The following is a 23,778-nucleotide window of genomic DNA, read 5'->3' as shown; positions in this document are numbered from 1 at the left end:
CCGGGGATACGCACCTCCGCTCGCCCACTTTCGGATTATCTGCACCACCGGTCTGCCACTCGTCGGCCATGCACCAGCGGCACATTCTCCTGCACGTTCGCCGTCGGGGTCCCCCAAACTCTCAATGTCCACGTTGATGTTGACAGAAGCGGCTATCTTTGCGACGCTCGTCACAGAGGATTGGCAAACACCCTGGAAGAATCGAGGCCGACGATGGACTGTCCGACCACCCGGGTACAACGTGCCTTGTCTGATCTCAGCGCCGGACGACCAGTCGTGCTGACAGGCACGAATCCGGCCGACGATGCACACCTCGTACTCGCGGCTGAGAAGGCAATGGTCGAGTCGATCGCCTTCATGGTGAGGTTCGGCTCCGGACTGATCTGTGCCGCACTTCCCGGTACCGAATGCGACCGCCTGCAGCTGACCAGAATGGTCGGCGAGGACCGTGACCATTCCGGCATCGAGTACACCGTGAGCGTCGACGCCGTTGGGCCGGGGACCGGCATATCGGCCACGGACCGGGCCCGGACACTACGCATGCTGTCGGACGGCTCCAGCGCCGCCGATGCATTCACCAGGCCAGGACATGTGTTGCCGGTGCGAACGGATCCCGCCGGCGTCCTGTCCCGCCGGGCTGCCGCTGAAGCCGCTGTCGACCTGGCAAGCGTGGCGGGCCTACGACGAGCCGGTACCTTCACCGCATTGGTCTCCGACGATGATCCCACCCGTATCTCCAGCTCCGGGGAGGCACAGCGGTTCGCCGCCGACCACGGTCTGGGCGTTGTCTCCATCGAAGACGTAGTCACCTATCGGCGCATGGCCGAATCGCATCTCCACACACAGTTCATGCTGGTCCGTGAGTCGACACTGGGGCATGTGCATTGCGTCGGATATCGCAGCGATGTCACCGATATCGACTATGTCGCCTATTCTCTCGATTCGTCTCCGGGTGTCGCCACGCCCATCGTCTGCTTGGAAAGCGAGAGCGATCCAGCACCGCATCTGACGCCGGACATCGCCACAACGGCTCTGGCCATGGTCGCTGAACATGGTTATGGCACAGTGATAGTGGCGCGGCGCAGCAACGGCGAGGTGCTGTCGGCCGACGTCAATGCAGACCTGGTCGAGGTCGTGCGCGAGTGCGGATATCGCTCGCCGATTCTACTCAACTTCTCGCCCGAAGCTCGTACCACGATGTGGCATTTCGGAATGAGTATCAGCAGTCAGTCGTTCGGCTCCGCCACGACCGACCCCGACCTTCCCTCACACTACTCGGCGGACGTCGACCGCCAATCCACCCACGTTGTCGGGACGGTGGTGCGTGGAGATCAGCGTGGCCGTGAACTGGGCTTCCGCACTGCAAACCTCGAACTCGAGGATTCGAACTCGATAGCAGACGGAGTGTGGGCCGGTCGCTGCACGTTGCCGGACGGCTCGATCTTTACCGCCGCCATTTCGATCGGCAGGCGACCCACCTTCTACGGGCGGTCGGGCGCCCGACTACTCGAGGCTCACTTACTCGACTTCTCCGGTGACCTCTATGGCCTGACTGTCAATGTGCAGCTGGAGCATTGGGTGCGGGGGCAGGCTGCCTTCGCGTCGAAAGAAGAGCTCATCGCAGCACTCTCTGCCGACGTGGTACGGACCCGATCACTGATGCACCCCTTCGGATGAATCGGCACCATGCCGTCCGTTCCAGCGGAATCGCGAGGCGCGTTGTACAGCACTTTTGCGACCATCGGGCAAAAATCAACGTCAACGTAACAGTTGACAGTGATCGCGATCACCATTACCCTGGAGGATGCGGTGATCGGTCTGTACTTACCGGCAACACGCCGAGGCACGTCGCCGGATGATGGACAGAGCCCGTGTTCGATGCCTTCGCGTTTATCGCCCATCGGGCCGGCGCGAAGCGGCGGATTCGCATGAACGATGCAATCCGCAACGAGTGACTGAACGACTCGGAGCATTTTCTCGCGTCCCGACCGGAAAGCGCTGCACTGTCGACACGACCGAAATCGATACCTCGATGATGACAAAGATTGGGAGATCCAGAAATGGAATGCGGAATTTTTCACACCCCGTACATGCGCCCCGGGCGTAAGGACAAGGAGACGTTCGAGTACTCGTTGCTGCTCGCTGCGGCCGCCGACAAGTTCGGTTATCGCGACTTCATGGTCGGCGAGCACGGCATGCAGGCGTGGGAGAATATTCCCAACCCCGAGTTGCTGATCGTCGCAGCCGCTCAGATCACCGAGCGCATGCGTTTTGCGCCGATGGCGCACATCGTGCCTCTGCACAATCCGTCGACGCTCGCCATCCAGGTCGGGTACACCTCGCAGTTGCTCGAGGACCGCTATTTCCTCGGTGTCGGCGCGGGATCCTGGGAGAACGAGGCGGTACTGCGTGGCCAGCCCGGTGACCTGTCCGAAGCCCACCCTCGATTGATGGAGGGACTCGAGGTGATGGACAAGGTCTGGCGTCAGGAACCCTTCAACTTCGAAGGCAAGTACTACAAGGCCGCACGCCTCGACGGACAGATCGATCCGGGTAGCGTCGCATCGCATGGTGAATTCAAGGTCAAGGACGGCGAGGAGTACCACCTGACCGCAGATCATTCGCCGCACGGCGGCGCAGACGGTCTCGAGATCGCTGTCACTGGTCTGAGCAAGAACTCTCCGTCCCACCGACTCGCCGGTGAACGCGGTTGGACCCCCATCTCCTTCTACGGAGGTTCTGCGCTACTGAGGTCGCAGTGGGATACGTACTCCGAGGCCGTCCGGTCCATCGGTGGAACGCCGCAGGGTGCGAACTTCAAGATCGCCCGCGACGTGTACGTTGCAAAGACCGACGAGGAAGCCAAGGAGCAGGCCAAGAACGGCGCCCTGGGCCATGCGTGGAAGAAGTACCTGATGCCGGTCTACCAGAAGTACCGGATTCTTCAGGGCTTCATCGACGATGCAGACAAGAAGGTCGACATCGACGATGTCGACCTGGACTACCTGGCCGACCACGTCTGGCTGTGCGGCAGCCCCGAAACGGTCATCGCCAAGATCGAGAAGACCTTCGAGCTGGCAGGCTTCCGGTACGGCCAGCTGGCGGTCAACACCCATGACGCTCTCGACGATCCGGCACCGTGGGTGGAGTCACTGCGCCTGTTCGCGACGGAGGTCGTGCCGAACGTGCATGTGGAAGGCACCCACGAGACGGTCGCAGTGAACTGACGTCCTGCCCGGTTCACGTCCCGAGAGGGTCATCGGTGTCCTGGGCACCGGGGTCGGATGGATGCCCGATCGAACTCCTTCGTTTCGCGACGGAGCGTCAATAGGACGTTGCCGCCCGGAATACCCACCGGGGCTAGCTCGTCCGATGTGATGGGCCGTTTCCTGAGACGTAGCGGTGATGAGGGCTGGTGTGCCCTCATCACCGCTACGTTCATTGCGGTCCTTCGTTCGATCCGAGCACTACACCGTCACCGCTGTCGGAAGTGAGATCTTGGGAGCCACTTCCTTCTGGATCATTGCCAGCGAATTGAACCAGGGCGCCGGGTCGTCGGAGTAGTCGTGCGATTCGATCTGCAGCGTGCCCCATCCGCCGCTGGCCTCGAACAACGTATTGATCTTGTCTACCACGGTGTCCGGTGAGCCCACACAGAACACGTTGTCGACAACCCATTCCAGATCGACGTCGGCCCTGTCCGCTCCGGCGTCCTTGATGAACCCGTCCATCATGCCGAAGCGCCACCAGATCGGAATGAGGTAGCGCTCGAAGCAGTATCCGATAGGCCCTTCCATCACAAGCCGCTTCGCCTCCTTGTCCGTGTCGGCGACGAACACCGTCTGGGACACGTGATAGCGCGAACGATCAGCGACGTGCCCATTGGCCTCCGCGGCGGTGGAGTAGATGTCCCAGTGCATCTTCAAGGCGTCCAGCCCGGAGAAGATCGACATCGGTCGGAATCCGCGCTCGCCCGCGAACTTCATCGAGGGCGACTTGGCGCTGAATCCGGTCACGGCGATTTCCGGTGCACCACCCCACGGACTGAGGTCGGCCAGCTTGTGCTGATCGTCGCCCTCGTCGCCGTGCTTCTCTTCCGGGTAGCCGGCGTTCCAGAAACGTCCCTCATAGAAGAAGGGTTCGCGCTTCCAGATCTTCTCCATGATGTCGAGTGACTCACGGACCATCTCGTTGGTGAACTGAGTGTCTTCACCGTTCTTGATGCCATGAATGTACGAAGCGTCCGGATAGGCGCCGGCACCGACGCCGAGGAAGTACCGGCCCTCGAGGATCTGCGACAGCCAGCCCACCATGATCGCGAGCTTCGCCGGATTGTGGTGGGGAAGGATGTGAGCCATCGGCGCAAACTTGATCCGCTCGGTCTGGCGTGCGGCTGCTGCGATGATCAACTCTGGGTTGGGAATATTCTCCCAACGCTGTGAGGCATGCTCGGAGAACATGATCGAGTCGAAGCCGATCTTGTCGGTCTCGATGGCCTGCTGTACGCACCAGTCGAACGTCTGGCGCGCGGTCCGCTCGGGGCGCATGTACGGGTGGACGATGAGTCCTGTTTCCATTGCCATCGTGAACTGCCTTTCTACGAATTTGTGGTCGACTATCCAGTGCTGGTACGAGACCTTTGGTCAGGCATAAAAAATGTCGTATGCGTGCTTGGTGTCCATGTACTCCTTGACCGACAGGATCTTCCCGTCGCGAAACTCGAATAGGAAGTGGTACTGGTTCTGATAGACCTTGCCGTTCTTCAACTTCGCGTACGAGGTGGCCTCGACGGCGACCTTGTCTCCTTGCGCGATCGCCGCAGTCGGAGTGATCTCGAGAGCGCCGTTCTCGTATATGGAAGTGACCCCGCTGAGTAACGCACCGAGACCGTCCTTGTCATAGCTTCCCGACATTCCGTCGATACCCCCGGACACCCAATAGGTCGCCTCAGGGTGGAGCGTGTCGAGGATCTGTTCCACGTCGCCCGTGGAGAAGACCTTTGCGAAGTTATTGGCTGAGGCGATGTTTTGTTCCGGCGTGCTCATGGATGCTCCGTCTGTGCAGCGATCTATTCATCTATGACCTGTATCACTGTGTACTGTCGGCGCCGTGCACGAAACCGTAGTTGCACTCGGTTCACCACTTATCCCGGCGCGGCGTGATTGATGCAGGTCAGGGCGTGCTGCTGTCGGTCATGAAGTGCTCACTAGTTGTCAATGTGCATGTTGTCAGATCTTGACCACGCGCCCCGGCACGGGCATGATCGAACAGTGTCACCCATCACAGATCCCCGTACGCGGACGAAAGAGCACAGTGAACGCTGACGAGTGGCGCGAGATAGTCGAGCTTCGACAATCTGGTGAATCGATCTCGGGCATCGCGACGCGCCTGCAGGTCTCGCGCAACACAGTGCGGCGCGCCCTGAACTTCGAGGCACCCCCGCGGGACCACCGACCACGGTCTGGGTCGTCAGCCGACGCCCTCCGACCCCGCATCGCCGCGGCGCTCGACGTGGATCCGAATATGACAGTGGCACAACTGCATCGGGAACTCGAATGGAGCGGATCGCGAAATACGCTGGCGAGCGCGGTCCGGCGCGTCAAGGAGGAGCGTTCACGAACGACCGGCAGCCGCACATCGAGCATCCGCACGTCCACTGGGACCGATATTCCACTCTTCTCGACAAGTTTCGTCGGTCGCAGCGAAGACCTGGACAAAATCCGGGTACTACTCGGCGACAACCGGTTCGTCACTGTCGCCGGCCCCGGTGGTATCGGCAAGACCAGGCTCGCGGCAGAGGCGGCAGCTACGTACCGTCGGGCATTTTCCGATGGAGTCCGCTTCGTGGAGCTGGCGTCCCTGCGAAGCGAGACTCTGCTCCCCCAGACGATTCTGGACGCCCTGGGGTTCGACGAGCGAGATGCACCGGAACGAAGTGCAACCGAATCGCTCCTCGAATCGATCCGCTACAAGCACCTGTTGCTGGTGCTGGACAATTGCGAGCATCTCGTCAGCGCGTGCGCCGAGTTGATCTCGCTTCTGTTGCGGAACACCGAACATGTGAAGATTTTGGCCACCAGTCGTGAAGTGCTGGCGATTCCCGAAGAGCACGTGCTCGTCCTCGATCCACTGTCCATGACGGACCACCGTGACCCGGACAGGCCGGGTCCGGCCATCGAGTTGTTCGAGAGCCGCGCCTCGGCGGCACTGTCCGGATTCTTCATCACGGATTCGAGCCGGGACGCTGCCCGCCGGGTGTGCACACAACTGGACGGTATGCCGCTGGCCATCGAACTGGCTTGTGCTCGCTTGACCGCGCTGTCCGTAGAAGATCTGGCGGAACGTCTCGACGACCGGCTGGCGTTGTTGACAACGGGTAACCGCGGCGGGCCGAGTAGACATCGAAGTCTGCATGCGACGGTCGAGTGGAGTTACGATCTCTGCACTCCGCAGGAGCAGGTGCTCTGGGCCCGATTGTCCGTATTCTCCGAAGGATTCGACCTCGCCGCGGCCGAAAGTGTCTGTGCCGGAGATCCTGTCGACGCCGCGAGCATCTTGGATACGATCACCGGTCTGATCGGCAAGTCGGTGCTACAGCGCACCACCGGCGAGGGACGGGTCCGGTTCAAGATGCTGGAAACGATTCGGCACTTCGGTGCCGGCAAACTGTCCGATCGCGAGAAGGCCGAGCTACGGGTGGCACACCTGCGTTGGTGCGCTGAACTGGTGCGCACCGCGCGCCGATCATGGACAGGGGCCGAGCAAGAGCGTGTGAGCGCCCGGCTTCGCGAGAACCGCGCCAACTTGCGGTCGGCATTACAGGCTGCGCTGAGCGACCGGAATCACGAGACGCTGCACCTCGCGTCGAGCCTCGTCGCGACCTGGTTCCTGTGGTCGTCGGCATTTTCGGTACGAGAACACCGGACGTGGGTGACTGAGTTCCTCGGTCGCGGCGACATTGCCGAAGATGTCGTAGCAAAGCTCAACGCGACGCTGGGATTGCTGCAGACGATGCAGGGCGAGAGAGTCCAAGCGGCCCGAGCGCTCGCTGCTGCCGCGCAACGCGCACGCGAACTCGGTGACAATGCGACACTGGCATTCGCCCTGCAGACGCAAGGCCTCAACACCTACCTCGGCGGTAATTTCGAGGCCGGCGAACGCCACCTGTCGGACGCGTTGACACTATACGAGCGCCTTCCCGGTATTACCGATCTGATGTGGACGGCCCATATCGAGATGGGAATGCTCTGCAGCTCCCGCGGAGAGACCGAACGCGCTGCCGAGAACTTCGGGTTCGTTTACGCGCAGGCATCGGCTACCGGAGAGAAATGGATGTTGTCGTACGCGGTGTATGGATTGGGATTGGTCGAGCTGGTTCGCGGCCGGCACGACGAGGCCATCACCCACGCAATGAACGCCCTCGCGCTCAACCGTGCCTTCGATGACACAGTCGGAGCAACATTGGTCACCGACCTTCTCGCATGGGCAGAAGCCGCGGCAGGTTCCGGGGAACGCGCCGCCGTACTTCTCGGTGCAGCATCGTCCATGTGGGAATCGTTTGGCATGCAGCTCTACGGATCCCGGCACTGGGTCGAACGGAGGGAGGTGTACGAATCGCGTGCGCGGACCTCGCTCGGAGACGAGCTCTACACGACATCGCGTCGTTGGGGGTCGACACTGTCGATAGCCGAACTCATCGCTTACGCCCTGGATGAGGAGCCCGACGACAACCCGGCGGCATCGCCACATCCGGTGGTCGGACTCTCACCCCGGGAGATGGACATTGCACAATACGTGGCACACGGACTCACCAACAGGGAGATCGCGGACCGGCTCGTCCTGTCCATCAGGACCGTCGAGGGACACGTCGCGCACCTGCTCCGAAAGTTGGGAATCTCTCGCCGCTCCCAAGTGGCAGCCTCACTCGCGGAGAGGAGTGCCCGACTGGAGTGAAACTCTTGGCGCCGCAGCCGTGGTGTCAGCCCACGCCGTGGTGCTCGGGAGCGGCTGCCGAGATGTCAAGAACCTCGCGAATGCTGCGCGCACCAGCACCGAGGTCGAGGGCGTTCTTCAGGTGCAGCAAGAACCCAGGCTTGTATCGGTGGGTTGGAGTGGAATCGGCCGCGAGAGAGATCAATTCCTTGGTCACTGCCCGCAGTGCCCGGCTCTTCCACGGCACCGCACAGTAGTCGAAGAACGCTACGAACGTTTCCGGTGACATCCTCAACAGCGCATCGAAGAAGCCTGGAAGCTCGTCCTCCATGCGCTGCCAGTACGGATCGGTACCGATGTAGCGATCCCACAGGTTCTGCTGTGTCTGATCAAGCGGTGCGGCACCACCACCGCCTCTGCGGCGAAGGGCACTCGACAACTGCCTCGACGACTCGAACAGAGTATGCACACCGAGTCCCGATACCACCGTCAATGCTTCCTGAATCTGTGCAGCGTCGAGGCCCAGATCCAGTGCATCCTCGATGTAACGGGCGGTACCCGCGACATCCATGGTCGTTACTGCCGAGCGCACTGCAATCTGTGTGAGCACACGTGTTTGCTCATCGAGACCGGCTCCGTCCTCCACTCCGTCCAGAATCTCTTCCGCCAAGACACGAAGGTCTCGGATGTCGCATTCGACTGTCGTGGCTCTCATCCGGCTGCGCTCATTGAGTTGGTCGGCGTCGCTAGTTGCGCTTTGAGCCCACGCTTGTTGATCTTCGTCGCCGACATCGGCCACCCTCCGGACTCGACGAAGTGCACTGCGCGCGGGATCTTGTACCGGCCGATTTTGCCTTCACAGTATGTGATCAGCTCTTCCGCTGTGAGCTGGTGACCCTCGCGGACCTCGACGAACGCCACAGGTACTTCGTCGAGCCGCTCGTCTGGCCGGCCGACGACAGCGGCAGTCAGAACGGCCGGATGCGAGCACAGGAAGGACTCGACCTCGATGGCGGCGACGTTTTCGCCACCGACCTTCAGCATGTCCTTGAGCCGTCCGTGGAACACCAGGCACCCCGACTCGTTCCGGCTGTAGAGGTCCCCGGTCCGCAACCAGCCATCCGAATCGATCGTCTCGGCTGTCTTCTCGGGGTCCTTGTAGTAGCCCTCGGTCACGCAATACCCTCGAATCAAGATTTCACCGGGGACTCCCACCGGCTGCTCCGCACCGTCGAATGGATCGACGATACGAATCTCAACGCCCGGAACGGGCTTTCCTTGTGCACTGCTTCGATCCTCGAACGACTCGTCCGGCTCACTGAGTGCATAGATTCCGGTTGTTTCCGTCATTCCGCATGCGGCCATCAGTTCGGCCGCAGGAAAGAGATTCTGAACCTGTTCGATGAGGACACGGGGGCCGATCAGGAACAGGTACCGGATCGAGTCGAACTCGGCCGCGTCGAAGTTCGGGTGCGACATCATCATCTGCATCGGTGCCGGGAACCAGGGCCAGACGCAGGTCGGCCGCTCGGCTTTGATCAGCGCAATGGCGCGTCCAGGTTCGAAGAACGTGTCGGTCAGGAACGTTCCTCCGGCACCGATTGCGCCGATGAGGGGCGCCAGTGCAGCGATATGGAACAGTGGTCCGCCGGCCCAACTGATGTGGCGCTCTCCTGCCGACAAGCGGCCGGTCGCGCGCTCTACCGGGCCACGCGTCATCGATTCGTGGGTGAGCAAGCATCCACGGGGATTGGCAGTCGTCCCCGACGTGTAGAGAATCGCGGCGATGTCTCTCGTCCTCACTCGGCGGCGATGACGATGCACGAGAGTCGCGTCGACGGTCTCTGCTGCCGCATCCAACGCGGCCTTGGACGTGAAACCGGGTCGGTCGGTCCCTTTCAGCAAAACGGCTCGACGCAGGCGCGGTGCTTCGGGAAGATGGAGATCACCTGGCCGCGCAGTGGCCAAGGAGGGAAGTGCTTCGTGCAGCACCTGCACGAAGTCCACGTAGTCGTCGGGACCGGACACCGTCAGCAACGCGGTGATGTCCGCGTTCTCGATGATGTAGCCGAGCTCTTTCGCCTTGTGCCGCGCATTGAGCGGTACGACGACTGCCCCGATCAAGGCCGATCCGAAGAATCCCTCGACGAATTCGATACCGTTCGGCGCGAGGAGCGCGACGTGGTCGCCGGACTGGACTCCCATGGCCAACAGCCCGCGTGCAATCGCGATGGCACGCTCGAGTACCTCGGCGTAGGTGAACCGCTCGCCGGGAAACACAATCAAGTCGCGGTCGGGATGTGCGTGTGCTCCACGCACCAACAGGTCGCCGAGCGGAGTGACGGTGCACCAGTCGCCGAAGTCAGTCATGTCATCCTCAATTGTCGGTCGTCGGCTGAGATTTCGTTTGCCGAATCTGTCTGAATCCGTGGCACAGACTTCGCGTGCTGCGCGCAGAAGGTCATGTTGACGTCAACGCTAAGCGACTCACTTCACCCTGTCAACGTTGGAGTTGATTTAGTCGACGCGAGTTTCGAGGAACTCCCCACTCTTGTTGCGGATGACCCGATGCAAGCGGAAGGCTCTGCGTCGACCGCTACTCCGCAGTGAGATCTCGCCTGCAGTCCGGTCCCGAAAGGTTCGAGACCGACGTGCGGCATTGCCCCGTGGGTCGACCGCCGATCGCAAAAAGTACCGTCTTCGAACGGCTGCCAGTACTCGGAGCTTTTCTCCGCCTGAAGAATTGGACCCGATCGGGAGTCTACGTATATGTTGATCACCCACCTCGATCTGGGCGTATGATCCGACAATGCCTACTTCGACCGCAGCCACCAGTGGCATGAGCCGACGCCGTCGCAGGGCTCAGAACGACAGCGGCCCCAACTATCAGGCCAAACGCCGGGACCTTCTGCGGACCGCAGCCGAAGTTTTCAGGGAAAAGGGCTTCGAAGGGGCAACGCTCCACGACATTGCCGAGCGGTTCGGGACCGACAGAGCGTCGATCTACTACTACTTCGCGAGTAAGAGAGAGCTGTTCCAGGCCCTGTTCCACGACATTCTGGTCGATGTTCTCGATGAGAACATCGCGGTTGCCGAACACATCATTGCCAGCGACGACGATGCGACCGGAAAGCTTCGCCGGCTCGTCGAGCAACAGCTGAACTCTTACGAAGAAAACTATCCCTTCGTCTACCTGTACATCCAGGAGGACATGACGCAGTTGCAGCTGGACGCAACGTCCTGGGGCAAAGAGATGGCCCGTAAGACCAAGCGCTTCGAAACTCTTGTCCTCGACACGCTCCAACAGGGCGTCGAGGAGGGCACACTGCGTACCGAGGTACCGGTGCAGCTGATGGCGAAGTCACTGTTCGGGATGATCAACTGGACACATCGGTGGCTCAAACCCGGCATGCGCAAAGTGGATGCCAAGCAGACCGCCGAGGCCTTCTGCGCGTTGTTCTTCAAGGGTGCGAGAACGAAGAACTGACTGTGCGCTGGGTCAGGAAACGATCACCCGACCCAGCGCACATCACCAAGGTGCTGTCAGCGACCGGTCCATTGGGCTGCACGCTTCTCGGCGAACGCTGCCCTGCCTTCGAGCCGGTCCGCACTGCTCGCGTAGGCCTCGATCGGCTCGTACCGGGTGGCCAGCGCGACCTCGAGCGGCCAACCCGCGCGCGACAGAACGGCGTCCTTCGCGGCCTGAACGGCGAGGGGCGACGCCGAGGCTATTCGGTCCGCCCACGATGTAGCAGTTTCGAGCAGCTTCTCGTACGGTACGACCTCGTTGACGAGTCCGTAACGCTCGGCTTGCTGTGCATCGATGCGCTCGCCGGTGAGAATCAAGGCCATCGCGATGTGATGCGGCAGCTGCCGAATCGCACGGTGCATGATGCCTGCCTCGCCGATGATGCCCACCTTGGTTTCGGGAATACCGAACTGGGCGTTGTCCGCCGCGACGATGATGTCGGCGCACATGGCGAGTTCGAAACCTCCGCCGATCGCGTAGCCCTGAACGGCCGCAATCAGAGGTTTACGAAGAGTGAGCATGGGTCCACCGACGCCGGTGAGTCCACCGCCGAGCGCCATCCTGCGGCCATCGCCTTCCGTCCCTCCACTGACGTTGGCGCCGGCGCAGAAGGCCTTCTCCCCCGTCGCACCGAGCACGGCGACCCAGATGTCGGGATTCGAGTTGATTTCGGTCCATGCCTCGAACAACGCCGAATCCATCTCGGGATCGATGGAGTTCAGTGCTTTGGGGCGATCGAGCGTCACACGTGCGACGTGATTGTCCAGCTCGAACAAGATTCCGCTGCTCACGGTAAGTCCTTCCTCATTACTTCTCTGCCACAGGTTGATTGGTCAGCTCGACGGGTTCGCGATAGGCAGCGATAGCGGCCTTCAGGCCCACCTCGGCCACGAACTTGCGGACCTCGGCCACTGACGGTGACAAATGGAGCAGTGCATCCATTTCCGCACCGCCTTGGGCCGCGGTGCGCACGCCCATTGCTTCCATCGTCTTGTTGATGGACAGCTTCTTGATCCGCAGAATGTCCGACGGCGTGCGAGCCATCCGAGCGGCGAGCGCCTCTACTTCGTCGATCAGGTGTTGCTCGTCGACGGCGTGATTGGCCCAGCCCCACTCGACCGCGGTAGTGCCGTCGATCGAATTACCAGGCACGAACGCCAGTTCCTTGGCCCGCTTGGGGCCGACGAGGGGGGCCCACAGTGGGGCGATGTACCCACCACCGAGCGGTATCGCCGGCTCACCAATCTTCGCGTTGCGTGCCACGAAGGTGAGATCGGTGAACACGCACATCTGGGTGGCTCCCGCGATGCAGTAGCCGTGTACGGCAGCGATCACCGGCTTCGGATGGTCCCAGATCGCGAGGAACCGGTTGACGTTGCGAGCCAAACGCTCCCGGTCGGCCACTGGATCCGGATCCGCTACCACTTTGCCGACCTGACCGATGTCGTAGCCGGCCGAGAAGCCCTTGCCGGCTCCGCGGATTCCGATGACCGGACCTCCGGAGGTGGCCAGCGCGGCCAACGCCGCACTGAACTCATCGAGCAGCTCGTTCGACAGCGAATTGGCCTTGTCCGGTCGGTTCAGGACGATCCAACTGATCGGGCCCCGATGCTCGATCCGAATGTTCTCGAACTGAGCGTCCGGTTTGGTCTCGGCGACCGTTGTCATGCCCGTCCGATCGGAATCTGCTTCTTGACGTGGAAGTCGACGACACCGGACGCCCGCAGCTCCCGCCGAGCGAAGCGCCAGCCGTGCTCGTCGTCGTACACGAAGTCATCGTGGTACTGGCCGAAGAAATAGCCGTCAGCCTTGCCTTCCTTGGTGTACTGATGCCATGCATAGAGGACCGAACGGACCTTGGCCGAGTTCAGATCCTCGGAGAAGTCGACGACGACGTTGGAGACATGATGGCTGGTGGCCGTGAAGAATGTGCCGATGCCGTCGAGCGTCTCGCGGTAGGCGGCGCGTCCTTCGGCGCCGAAGTCCGGTCCGTAGGCGACGTAGCAATCCTCCGTGAAGAGCTCGGCGAGCTGGTCAGGAAGGTTCATGTCCAGGTTGTAGGCGTAGTCGAACAGAACCCGTTCGATCTTTCCCTTCTCGACGAGCTCGGTGAGCTCGCGGGTGGACACCTCGCGGGTGGCAGTCATAAGAATCTCCTTCAATGCGACTTGTATGTATGGTTCGGTTCGATCCAGTGAACTGGATACTCGAGTACGATTTTGTCAACGTTTCCGTAGACTCGCGGAGCCGCCGGACGATGACGGGTAGCTCCCACAGTCGACTGCGTCTCGGGTGCGGAACGCGCCGCGAGGTCAGGCGGTGACGGGATAGTCGGAGGGTGCGGGGTCGGCGCCTGGCCAACGGACCGGCAGCTCCGTGGTCAACGACGATGCGACGTCGTCCCAGGGGCCTACATGGACGGTGCGCATGTTGCGGGAAGCGAATCGCCAGCGGCCATCCACTCGGACGTACTCGTCTTCGTAGCGCACGGCACCGAACACGGTCGTGCCGCCCGTCGCGATTTCGAGGTGCGCACCGACGAGGCCCGTTGCGTGATTGTCGTCGATGAAGTCGACCAGTACGTAGTGAGGCGTGTGGATCGTGGTGCCGAACGCCGTTCGCGCTTGCCGAATCATGTCGGCGATCCCGCTTCCGCCGGTCGCACCGGGGAAACCTCCCGCAGAAAAGGTCCCCTCGGGCGCGAAGGCGTCGGCGATGGCGTCGAAGTCGTCGAAGTCGGACGCCAAAAAGTATCGAACCGCGAGGTCCTGAAGCTCGGCGCGATCTTCGAGCCGTCGCACCCTGGTCTCGATGTCGGTCATCTGCACTCCTTCGGGACGAGCTGGTCGTGCGCATCCGTTGTCGCCCGCACGCGCCGCGATCAACGTCGGTGTAGATCGCTGGTCCGATCATTATGCGCCGTGCCACAGATGTCAACCTCCAATGTCCGTGCACACAGTGTTGCAATCTACGTGGTTGTGGATCAGATCAACGACGCAGTTGACAGAATTGCCGTGTGAAGGCAGGCTTCGAGAGAGCGATGCGCGTCACAGTCGGGTGTGGTAGCCGCCATAGCGAGCTGTGGCACTCGTCGACGGCTATCCGTCGCGGGCGGAGTCGTGAGACGCATTGAATTTCGGGCTGGGTGCCATGTCTCGTCACTGCCCGGACCGGGTCCATTTCGAAAGGGAGATTCCGTATGAGCGGCACGCTAGAAGGCAAGGTTGCATTCATCACCGGCGCGGCCCGTGGGCAGGGCCGCAGCCACGCGGTACGGCTCGCCGAGGAGGGCGCTGACATCATTGCCGTCGATATCTGCCGCTCGATCGACTCGGTGCCGTATTCACTGGCAACGGAGGACGATCTTGCCGAGACGGTCGCGCTCGTGGAAAAACTTGATCGCCGCATCGTTGCCCGAACAGCTGACGTACGCGACAAGAAGGCATTGGCGGCCGCACTCGATGAAGGTGCCACGGAGCTCGGCGGAGTCGACATCGTGGTGGCCAACGCAGGCATCGCCCCGCAGCAGTCGCACGAACCGGATCGCGATGCAGTCTTCGCCGACGTGATCGGCGTCAATCTGGTCGGAGTGTTCAATACCGTCGAGGTCGCGCGGGAACGCATGATTGCGCAAGGGCGTGGTGGGTCGATCGTGATGACGAGTTCGACCGCCGGAATCAAGGCTGTCGGGGGAAGCTCGGGCGCAGGCATCGGTTACACCGCAAGCAAGCACGGGGTGGTGGGCCTGATGCGGCAGTACGCCGTGCTGCTGGCCGAGCACAACATTCGAGTCAACTCGGTACACCCGACCGGGGTGAACACACCGATGGTGGTGGGAAACACCGCGTTGGCAGAGGCATTGGCAGATCCGGCCAACATGGGTAACTCGATCAGCAACTTGCTGCCGATCGAGATCCTCGAACCCGAAGAGATCAGCAATGCCGTCGCCTGGCTGGTATCCGATCAATCCAGATACGTCACCGGTGTGATGCTGCCCGTCGACGCAGGGTTGACGATCAAATGATCGGCACCCAGACCCCGGGAGTGGCCGAGGGATCGTTGGTAGTCGACGACGATCGCGTGATCGACCCAGGACTGTTCCGCAACATCTTGGGTCATTTCCCCACGGGAGTGGTAGCGGTAACAGCAATCGCCGCCGACGGTCAGCCGGTCGGCATGGCCGTAGGATCATTTACCTCCGTCTCGCTGGAACCACCCCTCGTCGCCTTCCTGCCCGACAAGTCGTCGACAACCTTCCCCAAGATCCTTGCGGCGCAGAGATTCTGCGCGAACGTCCTCGGAAACGATCAACGGCACGTGTGCCGAAGTTTGTCCCGCAAAGGCGAAGACAAGTTCGCAGATGTCGACTGGATACCCACCCCGTCGGGAATGCCTCGTATTCTGGGTTCCCTGGCGTGGATCGACTGCGAGATCGACGCCGTGCACCACGCCGGCGACCACTACATCGTCGTGGGACGGGTCCATCATCTCGAACTCGATACACCCGAGTCTCCCTTGATTTTCTTCCAAGGCGGTTACGGCGGCTTCGCCGCCACCGAAACCTCCACATGACGGGGGGGTTGCTCGTCGCCAATCGCGGCGAGGTCGCACTACGCATCATGCGAACTGCGGCCGCACGAGGTCTGCGCACCGTAGCGGTGTACAGCGAGGACGAACCTGATGCGCCGCACGTGATGCGCGCGGACGAATCAATTCCGATTCCCGGAGTCGGACCGGCCGCATATCTGGGCGTGGCGAACATCTGCGGCGCGGCGTTGTCGACGCGGGCAACGATCGTGCACCCCGGCTACGGGTTCCTCAGCGAAAGTGCCGAGCTGGCCGAAGCATGCGCCGCGGCCGGGCTGACTTTCGTGGGCCCGGACGGTCCGACCCTGCGCCTTCTCGGGGACAAGTCCACCACCCGGGCACTGGCCACCCGATGCTCGGTCCCCGTGCTGCCCGCCACATCTGGACCGACTACCAAGGCAGCGGCCCGCGACTTCGCCGAGTCCCTGGGCGCGACCGCGGTCATAGTCAAGGCCGCCGCTGGTGGCGGCGGGCGCGGCATGCGCATAGTCGACGATCTCCGGGAACTCGATCAAGCCATCGACAGGTGCCGTTCCGAAGCCGAACGTAGCTTCGGGATTCCCGATGTCTACGTCGAGGCGTATCTCCCGCGCGCCCGCCATATCGAAGTTCAGGTGGCCGGCGACGGTAGCAATTTCCCCATGCACCTGTTCGACCGGGATTGCACTGGACAGCGTCGCCACCAGAAGATGGTCGAGATCGCGCCGGCGCAGTTCTTACCCGACACCACGCGCGAGGCTCTGTTCACCGCCGCTGTGTCACTCGCCTCCGCAGTATCACTGCGAGGCTTGGCGACGTTCGAGTTCCTGGTCGACGCCGATGACCTCGATCAGTGGTATTTCATCGAGGCCAATCCCCGGTTGCAAGTCGAGCACGGCATCACCGAACAAATCACCGGACTGGACCTGGTGGGTCTGCAGCTCGACCTTGCGCACCACCGGACTCTCCCCGATCTGAACCTCTCCCCCGGCGCCCTCGGTCACCCCCGTGGCATCGCAATCGAGGCCCGGATCACCGGAGGACCCAGACCGGACGGTTCGGACCGACTGAAGGAAGTGCGCTTTCCCACCGGACCGCACCTTCGAGTCGAATCACACATGCAGCCCGGAATGCGGGTCGGCACCGGTTACGATCCATTGCTCGCAAAGGTGATAGTTCATCAGGATGACGGTGACTTCGCCACCGCCGCTACGGAGTTGCATTCGTCCCTCGACGATGTTCGTCTCGATGACCTCGATACCGACATCGCTACACTCCAGTGGTTCGTCGGCAGCGACGCGTTTCGATGCGGTCGAACGACGACACGAACGATCGACGACCACTTGGCGAAGACGGCACCGGCGAGCGAGGCGGCACCGGACGAGGAAACCGTCGACGTTCGGACTCCCGTGACCGGAACCGTCGTCGCGCTGTCGGTGAAATCCGGTTCCACCGTCGACCGCGGCGACGTCCTGGTCACGGTCGAAGCGATGAAGATGGAAACCGACGTACGCTCGCCAGTCTCCGGGTCCGTCACCGCCGTGCATGTGGAGGTCGGGCAGTCGGTATCGGCCCGAACCCTGCTTGCGGCCATTGAGCCGAACGGCCATCAAAACGAGCAAGCGGCAATCATCGACCGCATCGACCTCACAGCCACACGATCCGACCTCGACGACATTATGACTCGACACCGACGAACGCTCGACGAGGCCCGCGTAGCCGCCGTCGAACGTCGGCACGAGCACGGCAAGCGCACCGCGAGGGAGAACCTGCGGGACCTGTTCGATCCCGAACCGTTCCATGAATACGGATCTCTCGTGGTCGCAGCACAACGCCGTCGCAAGCCCCTCGCCGAACTCGAAGACTCCACACCGGCGGACGGTCTCGTCGCGGGCTTTGGGACTGTCGACGGTTATCAAACCGCAGCATTGGCCTACGACTACACCGTGCTGGCTGGGACACAGGGGCTCCAGAGCCACAAGAAGGCTGAGCGGATGTTCGACCTTGCCGGCAGGCGAGGGACCCCCGTCGTCGTGTTCGCCGAAGGCGGCGGCGGCAGGCCAGGCGACACGGACGACATGTCCCGCGCAACACGGATGGATCTGGGAACGTTCGTTGCACTCGGCCGCCTCAACGGAGTAGTGCCGACAGTCGGGATCGCCTCAGGACGATGCTTCGCAGGCAACGCTGCCCTGGTGGGAGCATGCGATGTCGTCATCGCCACCCAAGACTCGACTATCGGTCTCGGCGGTCCGGCGATGATCGAGGGGGGTGGTCTCGGATCCTTCGCTGCGGAGGAGATCGGGCCTGTGTCGGTTCAGGGTCCCAACGGTGTCATCGACGTGCTCGTCGAGGACGAGGCCGAAGCAGTCGCAGTCGCACGACGCTACCTGGGCTATTTCCGCGGGTCTACGACAACGTGGAGGGAACCCGATCAGCGGCAGCTGCGGCACATCGTGCCCGAGCGACGCAGCCGACCCTTCGACATACGCACCATCGTCGACACCATCGCAGATGAAGACTCTGTACTCGAGCTTCGCCGCGACTTCGCACCGGGCATCGTCACTGCGTTGGTTCGGATCGAGGGACGGCCTACCGGTGTCGTCGCCAACGACGGCAGCCGTGCCGGCGGGACTATCGGAAGCGCCGAGGCAGACAAGATGGCGCGCTTCTTGCAACTCTGCGAAGCCTATGCGATACCGATCGTGTCGCTCTGCGACACAGCAGGATTCCTCGTCGGACCCGACGCCGAACGGACGGCATCCGTTCGGCACGTCAGCCGCCTGTTCGTCATTGCACCATCGCTCACGGTGCCGTTCTGCACAGTGATCGTGCGTAAGGCATACGGGCTCGGCGGCCAGGCGATGGCCGGGGGCAGCTTTCGTGTTCCCGACGCAATCGTGGCCTGGCCGACCGGTGAACTCGGTGCGATGGGCCCGGAAGGCGCAGTGAAACTCGGCTTTCGCCGTGAGCTCGATGCCATCGTCGACGACGCCGAACGGGACCAGGCCTATCGAGCTCACCTCGAGCAGTACGAAAAGCAGGGCAAAGCGATCAACGCTGCGTCGGTCTTCGAAATCGACGACGTCATCGATCCGTCCTCGACGAGATCGTGGATCCTCTCGGTGATCAGCACACCACGACCGGACCGCCCGTCCAGCGTGCGCCGTCGGATCGACACCTGGTAGCGCCTCAGTACCGCAACGGCGCTGATCGGAAGTGACCGCGGTTCGATCTCTCAGCCAGTATGACCGGTACCACACGTGCTCGCCGGGGGCATGCCGGAAATTCAGCTGCACGACGGATCGCTGTACCGTCTACGCGATCATGACCTGATCATCGAACGCGACACCCGCTCCACAGCCTCGGTTTCGTGTCGCCAACCCGGGCGGGGGCGAGCCTCGACACGGTCGTGGTGGTGCAGGCGCGTAGGTGCGCACCTGATACTGGTCGAGGCGGTCTTGTTTCTTGGCCTACTGGAAGTCTCGCCACCGCCACCATGACCCGGCGCCAATGGCGGGTGGTTCGAGCGTGATACGCGAAGGTCCGGCCCGAACGCAATATCCGACGTTCCGGTCGGATTCGCCAGCGATCGGCAGGCAAGGAGCTGCCCCGCGGCGGAGGCCAGGCGGTCTGGAACGGGAACTCCCGATCGGTCACGGCGCGCCGGACCCGCCCTGACGTAGGTCGCGAACACCGCCATCTGATGTTCTTCACCTTCCAGGCGCCGCCCGACCATTCGCGCTGGCGCCCCCGACCGAGCCGGTGAGCGGCTCCGGTAATCCGATGTGTCATCATCGATCAACACCCGGTGTGGTCACCGAGGCGTTCTCGACCTAGTCACAGACGCCGTTGACGTCCCAGTTCACTCCGGGGCAGCAACGTTGCATCCCGTCCGTGCTCGCCTCCCGGTCCGCTCGGCCAGCATCCACTCGCCCTGACATTCCAGGGACTGCGGTTACGACCGGACGAATCGACCGGAGAGTCGCTACGAGAATGAATTCAGACCGGCAGCTGCCAAATCAACGACCATCTAATCGGTATCGGCCACCGGTCAAGGAACGCCGCTACCGTATGTGGTCCTTATCCGCGAACAGTGCCCGGGAGTCGTATGCGGCTCCGGGGCACTGTTCGGTCAATCACTCAAGGTCGTGACGGTCTTGCCACGATCACCGTGCTGTGTAGTTCTCCAGGTCGGGGCGTTGCGTCATTTGCCAGTACTCCACGTTCAAGAACGGCATCACGAATACCACCCGCCCGTGTGAGTTTCGGTAGTAGGTCGACATTCCGCGGTGCGTCCAGACCGTACGCGCATGCGTCGAGTCGACGAGTTCGTTGTACTCACGGTTCGCCTCTGGTGTCGCATCGAGGGCTCTGATTCCGTTGCGGAACATTTCGGTGAGAAGGCCTCGGATGTACCGCATCTGCACCTCCATGAAGAACATGAAGCTGCCGCTGCCGGGGAACGAGTTCGGCCCGCCCAGCATGAAGAAGTTTGGGAAATCGGGTACGGACACACCCAAATAGGCCTTGGGGTCGTCGTCGTTCCAGGCCTCGCGGAGCGACAGTCCACCGATTCCGCGCACATCCATCGAGCTGACGAACCGTGCCGCCTCGAATCCGGTAGCCCACACGATCACGTCGACGTCGGTCTGCGTACCCTGATCGTCGACCAATCCCTCTGCCCGTACACCGGCGACCGACCTGTCGATCAGGTTGACGTTGTCCCTGCGCAACGTCGAGTACCACCCGTTGTCGAGCAAAATGCGCTTTCCGAACGGAGGGTAGTCCGGCAGGACCTTGTCGAGCAGGTCTTCCCGGTCACCGACCTGTGCAGTGATGTACCGGGTGAAGTACTCCCGGTGCGCGTCGTTGCGTGCGTTCACCGAACGCTCGGGGTGATCCCATTCCGGATCGACTCGCAACGATTCGATGACCTTGTCACCGAACTGCCAGAACAGTCGAATCCAGTACCAGCTGTGATAGATCGGGCACGTCTGCATGAGCCGTCGCAGCTCCATCGGGATAGGCATCCTGAACTTCTCGAACGGAGCCACCCACTGGGGAGAACGCTGGAAGATCGTCAACTGCGCTACCTGATCGGCAATAGCCGGGGCGATCTGCATCGAACTCGCACCCGTTCCGACGATAGCGACGCGCTTGCCGTCGAGTTCGAGGTTCTCCGGCCAGTCGGCGGAATGGAAGCTGATCCCCTCGAACTTGTCCATACCAGGAACGTTGGGGGTTTTCGGTCGATTCAACACGCCCACGGCGCTGATCACCACATCTGACCGCAACGTCGAGGAAGAACCGTCTGGGTTTCGCACCTCGACAGTCCATTGAGCTGCGTTTTCGTCATAGGTTGCCGATCGCACCTCGGTTCCGTACCGAACACGCTCGCCCGCGCCGAGGTCCTTCAGGACCCGAGCGAAGTAGCCCTGCAGCTCGTTGCGGAGCTCGAAATGTGTAGTCCAGTCATTCTTGGCGAACGAGAACGAGTACAGATGGCTGGGGGTGTCGACACCGGCACCGGGATACGTGTTCTGCCACCAGTTCCCGCCGGCCTCGGGCTGCTTCTCCAGGATGACGTAGTTCACCCCCATGTCTTCGAGCTGCTGAGCGGCGGCGATGCCGGCGACGCCCGTGCCGATGACGATGACCGAGAAGCCCTCGGGGGCCTCGATCGGATCGAGGGCAAGATGCGGTGACTCCGGCGCCGCCCGACGTGCCAACTCGAGCGAGAGCATCGGCCCGTACTCCGCACCGACGGGCTCACCCATGCACACGCTCATCATGCGTACGGTCAGGTCGGGGGACGGTGCCTCGATGGCCGGGCGGACGCCGTTCTGTAGATCGAGGATCGCCGAGACAGCAGCTTCGCGGATCTCGTCTTGCACTGCCTCGTCGAGACCACCGGAGTCGTGATCGCCGAGTCCCTTTCCTCGGGTGGGTCGATAGGGTGCCTCCAGCCACTTCTCGTCCCCGGTGGTTTGGAACACGACCATCAACAGGGAGGGCACGTTTGCGCGCCCGACTGCCGTTCGGACCTCGGCTTCGGTCAATCGGTCTGGATTGAAACCCACCCCGGTTGCACTATCCGGGGCCGGGGACTCACCTTGCACTGTCTTCATTCGATTACCTCTCGCATCGACGTGGCTACCGGAGACCAGCGCTCCTCGCCCAGATCACTCCCACCCTTCAACGCGCGCGTTGATGAGCCGCCCCCTCATCGTGGCAGCAGGCACGCAATATTGTCAACGTCGAAGTTGATTTTTATCGCTCCATCCACGTATGCGTTGACATTCCTCTCCGACGCGGGCAACATTCACGTTGACGTTGATGTGGCTCGAGTCACAACAACCGGTCTTCCCTGCTCATCCACTCGCCGGATGGGTGAAGCACATCCTGAAACGGACGAACCCCATGTCGAACATCACGAGTTCAACCCCAGGTACCGAACTGGTGCTGGATGTCAGCAAGTCACGAAAAGCGCTGGTAGCAGGTTCTCTCGGAAATCTCGTCGAATGGTACGAGTTTGCCATCTACGCCTATATGGCACCGATCATCGCACCGCTGTTCTTTCCCTCCGAGAATCCGACCGCCTCCATCCTCTCGACATTTCTGCTCTTCGCCCTGGCGTTCTTCCTTCGCCCCATCGGCGCACTCATCTTCGGGCGGATGACCGACCGAATCGGACGCAAGCCAGTTCTGGCGCTCATCATCGGACTGATGTCCGTCGCGACAACCTGCATCGGTCTCCTGCCGACGCACGAAGCGATCGGGCTGCTCGCCCCATTGCTTCTGACGCTGTGCCGAATCGCCCAAGGCATCTCCGCGGGCGGCGAGATGGGTGGCGCGGTATCTCTGATGGTGGAGTCCGCACCTGCGAACAAGCGCGGCGTGTACGGGTCCTGGTCCTTCGTGGGAACGACACTGGGATTCGTGCTCGGTGGCGGAGTTGCCACGCTGTTGGCAGTCCTCCTCTCGGACGACGCGATGGCTTCGTGGGGGTGGCGTATCGGATTTCTGCTGGCCGCTCCCATGGGTATCGTCGTGTTGTACCTGAGATTGAAGGTCGATGAGACACCGCACTTCAAACAGGTCAAGGTGGAAACCGAAGCCGGCGACCTCCCCTCCCCGGCAGAAACAGCACGCCGTCCACTGACTTACCTGCTGACCACCCTCGGCGTAGTGGTGGTCTACAACGCAGTCGGAAACACATTCATGGTCGGCATGCCCACCTTCCTGTCCACGAGCTACAACATGTCGTTCGAGCGCTCCTACTTTTTGGCGCTCGTGACTGGACTGATTGCCGGACTGACGATGCCCCTGTTCGGTGCCTTGTCCGACCGAATCGGTCGGCGACCGGTCCTACTTTTCGGATCCGTCGCCGTGGTGGTGCTGTCCTACCCGCTGTACTCCATGCTGAAGTGGGGATTCGGTGGAGGCCTGGTGGCGCTCATCATCGCAGGAATCCTGATCGGCGTCGTGGGAGGACCCATGCCGGCGTTCCTGTCCGAGCGTTTCCGCACCCGCAATCGTGCAACCGGTGTCTCGGTGACTTACGCACTGTCCGTGGCGATCTTCGGCGGCACCGCACCGTACATCATCACATGGTTGGCCTCGGCGACCGGCGACCCCCTCTCCGCCGCCTACTACACCCTCGGTTGCGCGATCATCAGTGTCGTGGCCTTGCTGACAATTCGGGGATCGCAACGCAACCAACACCGCGAAGAACTCGAACTGTGACG

General features: G+C 62.0%; 17 protein-coding genes. 8 read left to right on the top strand and 9 right to left on the bottom strand.

What is annotated here, in order from left to right:
- Positions 1 to 213 precede the first annotated feature (213 nt).
- The gene (locus HYG77_RS25560) at positions 214 to 1,677 is read left to right on the top strand and encodes a 3,4-dihydroxy-2-butanone-4-phosphate synthase (protein WP_208961025.1); all 1,464 of its coding nucleotides are present in this window, start codon (positions 214 to 216) and stop codon (positions 1,675 to 1,677) included.
- Between the two features lie 368 nt (positions 1,678 to 2,045).
- Positions 2,046 to 3,227, top strand: coding sequence for an LLM class flavin-dependent oxidoreductase (locus HYG77_RS25555; protein WP_244373145.1), 1,182 nt, complete (start codon positions 2,046 to 2,048; stop codon positions 3,225 to 3,227).
- Between the two features lie 240 nt (positions 3,228 to 3,467).
- Here the strand turns inward: HYG77_RS25555 and HYG77_RS25550 are convergent, their stop codons facing one another.
- Positions 3,468 to 4,583 carry an LLM class flavin-dependent oxidoreductase gene (locus HYG77_RS25550; RefSeq protein ID WP_043781524.1) on the bottom strand — a complete coding sequence of 372 codons (1,116 nt, stop codon included), beginning with the start codon at positions 4,581 to 4,583 and terminating at the stop codon, positions 3,468 to 3,470.
- 60 nt (positions 4,584 to 4,643) lie between these two features.
- The gene (locus tag HYG77_RS25545) at positions 4,644 to 5,045 is read right to left on the bottom strand and encodes a nuclear transport factor 2 family protein (RefSeq protein WP_208961024.1); all 402 of its coding nucleotides are present in this window, start codon (positions 5,043 to 5,045) and stop codon (positions 4,644 to 4,646) included.
- A gap of 214 nt (positions 5,046 to 5,259) precedes the next feature.
- On the opposite strand from HYG77_RS25545, the gene HYG77_RS25540 reads away from it, so the two are divergent.
- Positions 5,260 to 7,953, top strand: coding sequence for a LuxR C-terminal-related transcriptional regulator (locus HYG77_RS25540; RefSeq protein WP_244461386.1), 2,694 nt, complete (start codon positions 5,260 to 5,262; stop codon positions 7,951 to 7,953).
- A gap of 25 nt (positions 7,954 to 7,978) precedes the next feature.
- Here HYG77_RS25540 and HYG77_RS25535 read toward each other — a convergent pair whose 3' ends face one another.
- Both HYG77_RS25535 and HYG77_RS25530 read right to left on the bottom strand, forming a co-directional pair.
- The gene (locus HYG77_RS25535; RefSeq protein WP_208961023.1) at positions 7,979 to 8,647 is read right to left on the bottom strand and encodes a carboxymuconolactone decarboxylase family protein; all 669 of its coding nucleotides are present in this window, start codon (positions 8,645 to 8,647) and stop codon (positions 7,979 to 7,981) included.
- On the bottom strand, positions 8,644 to 10,302 hold the full coding sequence (locus tag HYG77_RS25530) for an AMP-binding protein (protein WP_208961022.1): 1,659 nt from the start codon (positions 10,300 to 10,302) through the stop codon (positions 8,644 to 8,646). The genes HYG77_RS25535 and HYG77_RS25530 overlap by 4 nt, the downstream gene beginning before the upstream one ends.
- 439 nt (positions 10,303 to 10,741) lie before the next feature.
- On the opposite strand from HYG77_RS25530, the gene HYG77_RS25525 reads away from it, so the two are divergent.
- Positions 10,742 to 11,419 (top strand): TetR/AcrR family transcriptional regulator, encoded by a 678-nt coding sequence (locus HYG77_RS25525; protein WP_244373143.1) that lies wholly within the window; start codon positions 10,742 to 10,744, stop codon positions 11,417 to 11,419.
- A gap of 56 nt (positions 11,420 to 11,475) precedes the next feature.
- Here the strand turns inward: HYG77_RS25525 and HYG77_RS25520 are convergent, their stop codons facing one another.
- The 4 genes from HYG77_RS25520 to HYG77_RS25505 form a co-directional block, all read right to left on the bottom strand.
- Positions 11,476 to 12,252, bottom strand: a complete 777-nt coding sequence (locus HYG77_RS25520) for an enoyl-CoA hydratase-related protein (RefSeq protein ID WP_208961021.1) — start codon at positions 12,250 to 12,252, stop codon at positions 11,476 to 11,478.
- A 16-nt stretch (positions 12,253 to 12,268) separates the two neighbouring features.
- Positions 12,269 to 13,129: an enoyl-CoA hydratase-related protein gene (locus HYG77_RS25515; RefSeq protein WP_009478665.1), complete on the bottom strand. Its 861-nt coding sequence runs from the start codon at positions 13,127 to 13,129 to the stop codon at positions 12,269 to 12,271.
- Positions 13,126 to 13,608: a nuclear transport factor 2 family protein gene (locus HYG77_RS25510; protein ID WP_009478664.1), complete on the bottom strand. Its 483-nt coding sequence runs from the start codon at positions 13,606 to 13,608 to the stop codon at positions 13,126 to 13,128. The genes HYG77_RS25515 and HYG77_RS25510 overlap by 4 nt, the downstream gene beginning before the upstream one ends.
- A gap of 165 nt (positions 13,609 to 13,773) precedes the next feature.
- The gene (locus tag HYG77_RS25505; protein WP_208961020.1) at positions 13,774 to 14,283 is read right to left on the bottom strand and encodes a nuclear transport factor 2 family protein; all 510 of its coding nucleotides are present in this window, start codon (positions 14,281 to 14,283) and stop codon (positions 13,774 to 13,776) included.
- A gap of 377 nt (positions 14,284 to 14,660) precedes the next feature.
- On the opposite strand from HYG77_RS25505, the gene HYG77_RS25500 reads away from it, so the two are divergent.
- The 3 genes from HYG77_RS25500 to HYG77_RS25490 are packed head-to-tail and all read left to right on the top strand — an operon-like array spanning position 14,661 to position 19,215.
- On the top strand, positions 14,661 to 15,485 hold the full coding sequence (locus tag HYG77_RS25500) for a mycofactocin-coupled SDR family oxidoreductase (RefSeq protein WP_208961019.1): 825 nt from the start codon (positions 14,661 to 14,663) through the stop codon (positions 15,483 to 15,485).
- Positions 15,482 to 16,033: a flavin reductase family protein gene (locus HYG77_RS25495; protein ID WP_208961018.1), complete on the top strand. Its 552-nt coding sequence runs from the start codon at positions 15,482 to 15,484 to the stop codon at positions 16,031 to 16,033. Before HYG77_RS25500 ends, HYG77_RS25495 begins: the two co-directional genes overlap by 4 nt.
- Positions 16,030 to 19,215 (top strand): carboxyl transferase domain-containing protein, encoded by a 3,186-nt coding sequence (locus tag HYG77_RS25490; protein ID WP_208961017.1) that lies wholly within the window; start codon positions 16,030 to 16,032, stop codon positions 19,213 to 19,215. The genes HYG77_RS25495 and HYG77_RS25490 overlap by 4 nt, the downstream gene beginning before the upstream one ends.
- Before the next feature lie 981 nt (positions 19,216 to 20,196).
- Here HYG77_RS25490 and HYG77_RS25485 read toward each other — a convergent pair.
- The gene (locus HYG77_RS25485; protein ID WP_244373141.1) at positions 20,197 to 22,158 is read right to left on the bottom strand and encodes an NAD(P)/FAD-dependent oxidoreductase; all 1,962 of its coding nucleotides are present in this window, start codon (positions 22,156 to 22,158) and stop codon (positions 20,197 to 20,199) included.
- A 292-nt stretch (positions 22,159 to 22,450) separates the two neighbouring features.
- On the opposite strand from HYG77_RS25485, the gene HYG77_RS25480 reads away from it, so the two are divergent.
- Positions 22,451 to 23,776 carry an MFS transporter gene (locus HYG77_RS25480; protein WP_244373139.1) on the top strand — a complete coding sequence of 442 codons (1,326 nt, stop codon included), beginning with the start codon at positions 22,451 to 22,453 and terminating at the stop codon, positions 23,774 to 23,776.
- Positions 23,777 to 23,778 lie beyond the last annotated feature (2 nt).

This window comes from Rhodococcus sp. ZPP (genome assembly GCF_017656075.1).
Classification (GTDB): domain Bacteria; phylum Actinomycetota; class Actinomycetes; order Mycobacteriales; family Mycobacteriaceae; genus Rhodococcus_F; species Rhodococcus_F oxybenzonivorans.
The sequence above is the reverse complement of the archived record's forward strand: the minus strand, read 5'-3'. Positions and strand labels throughout refer to the sequence as shown.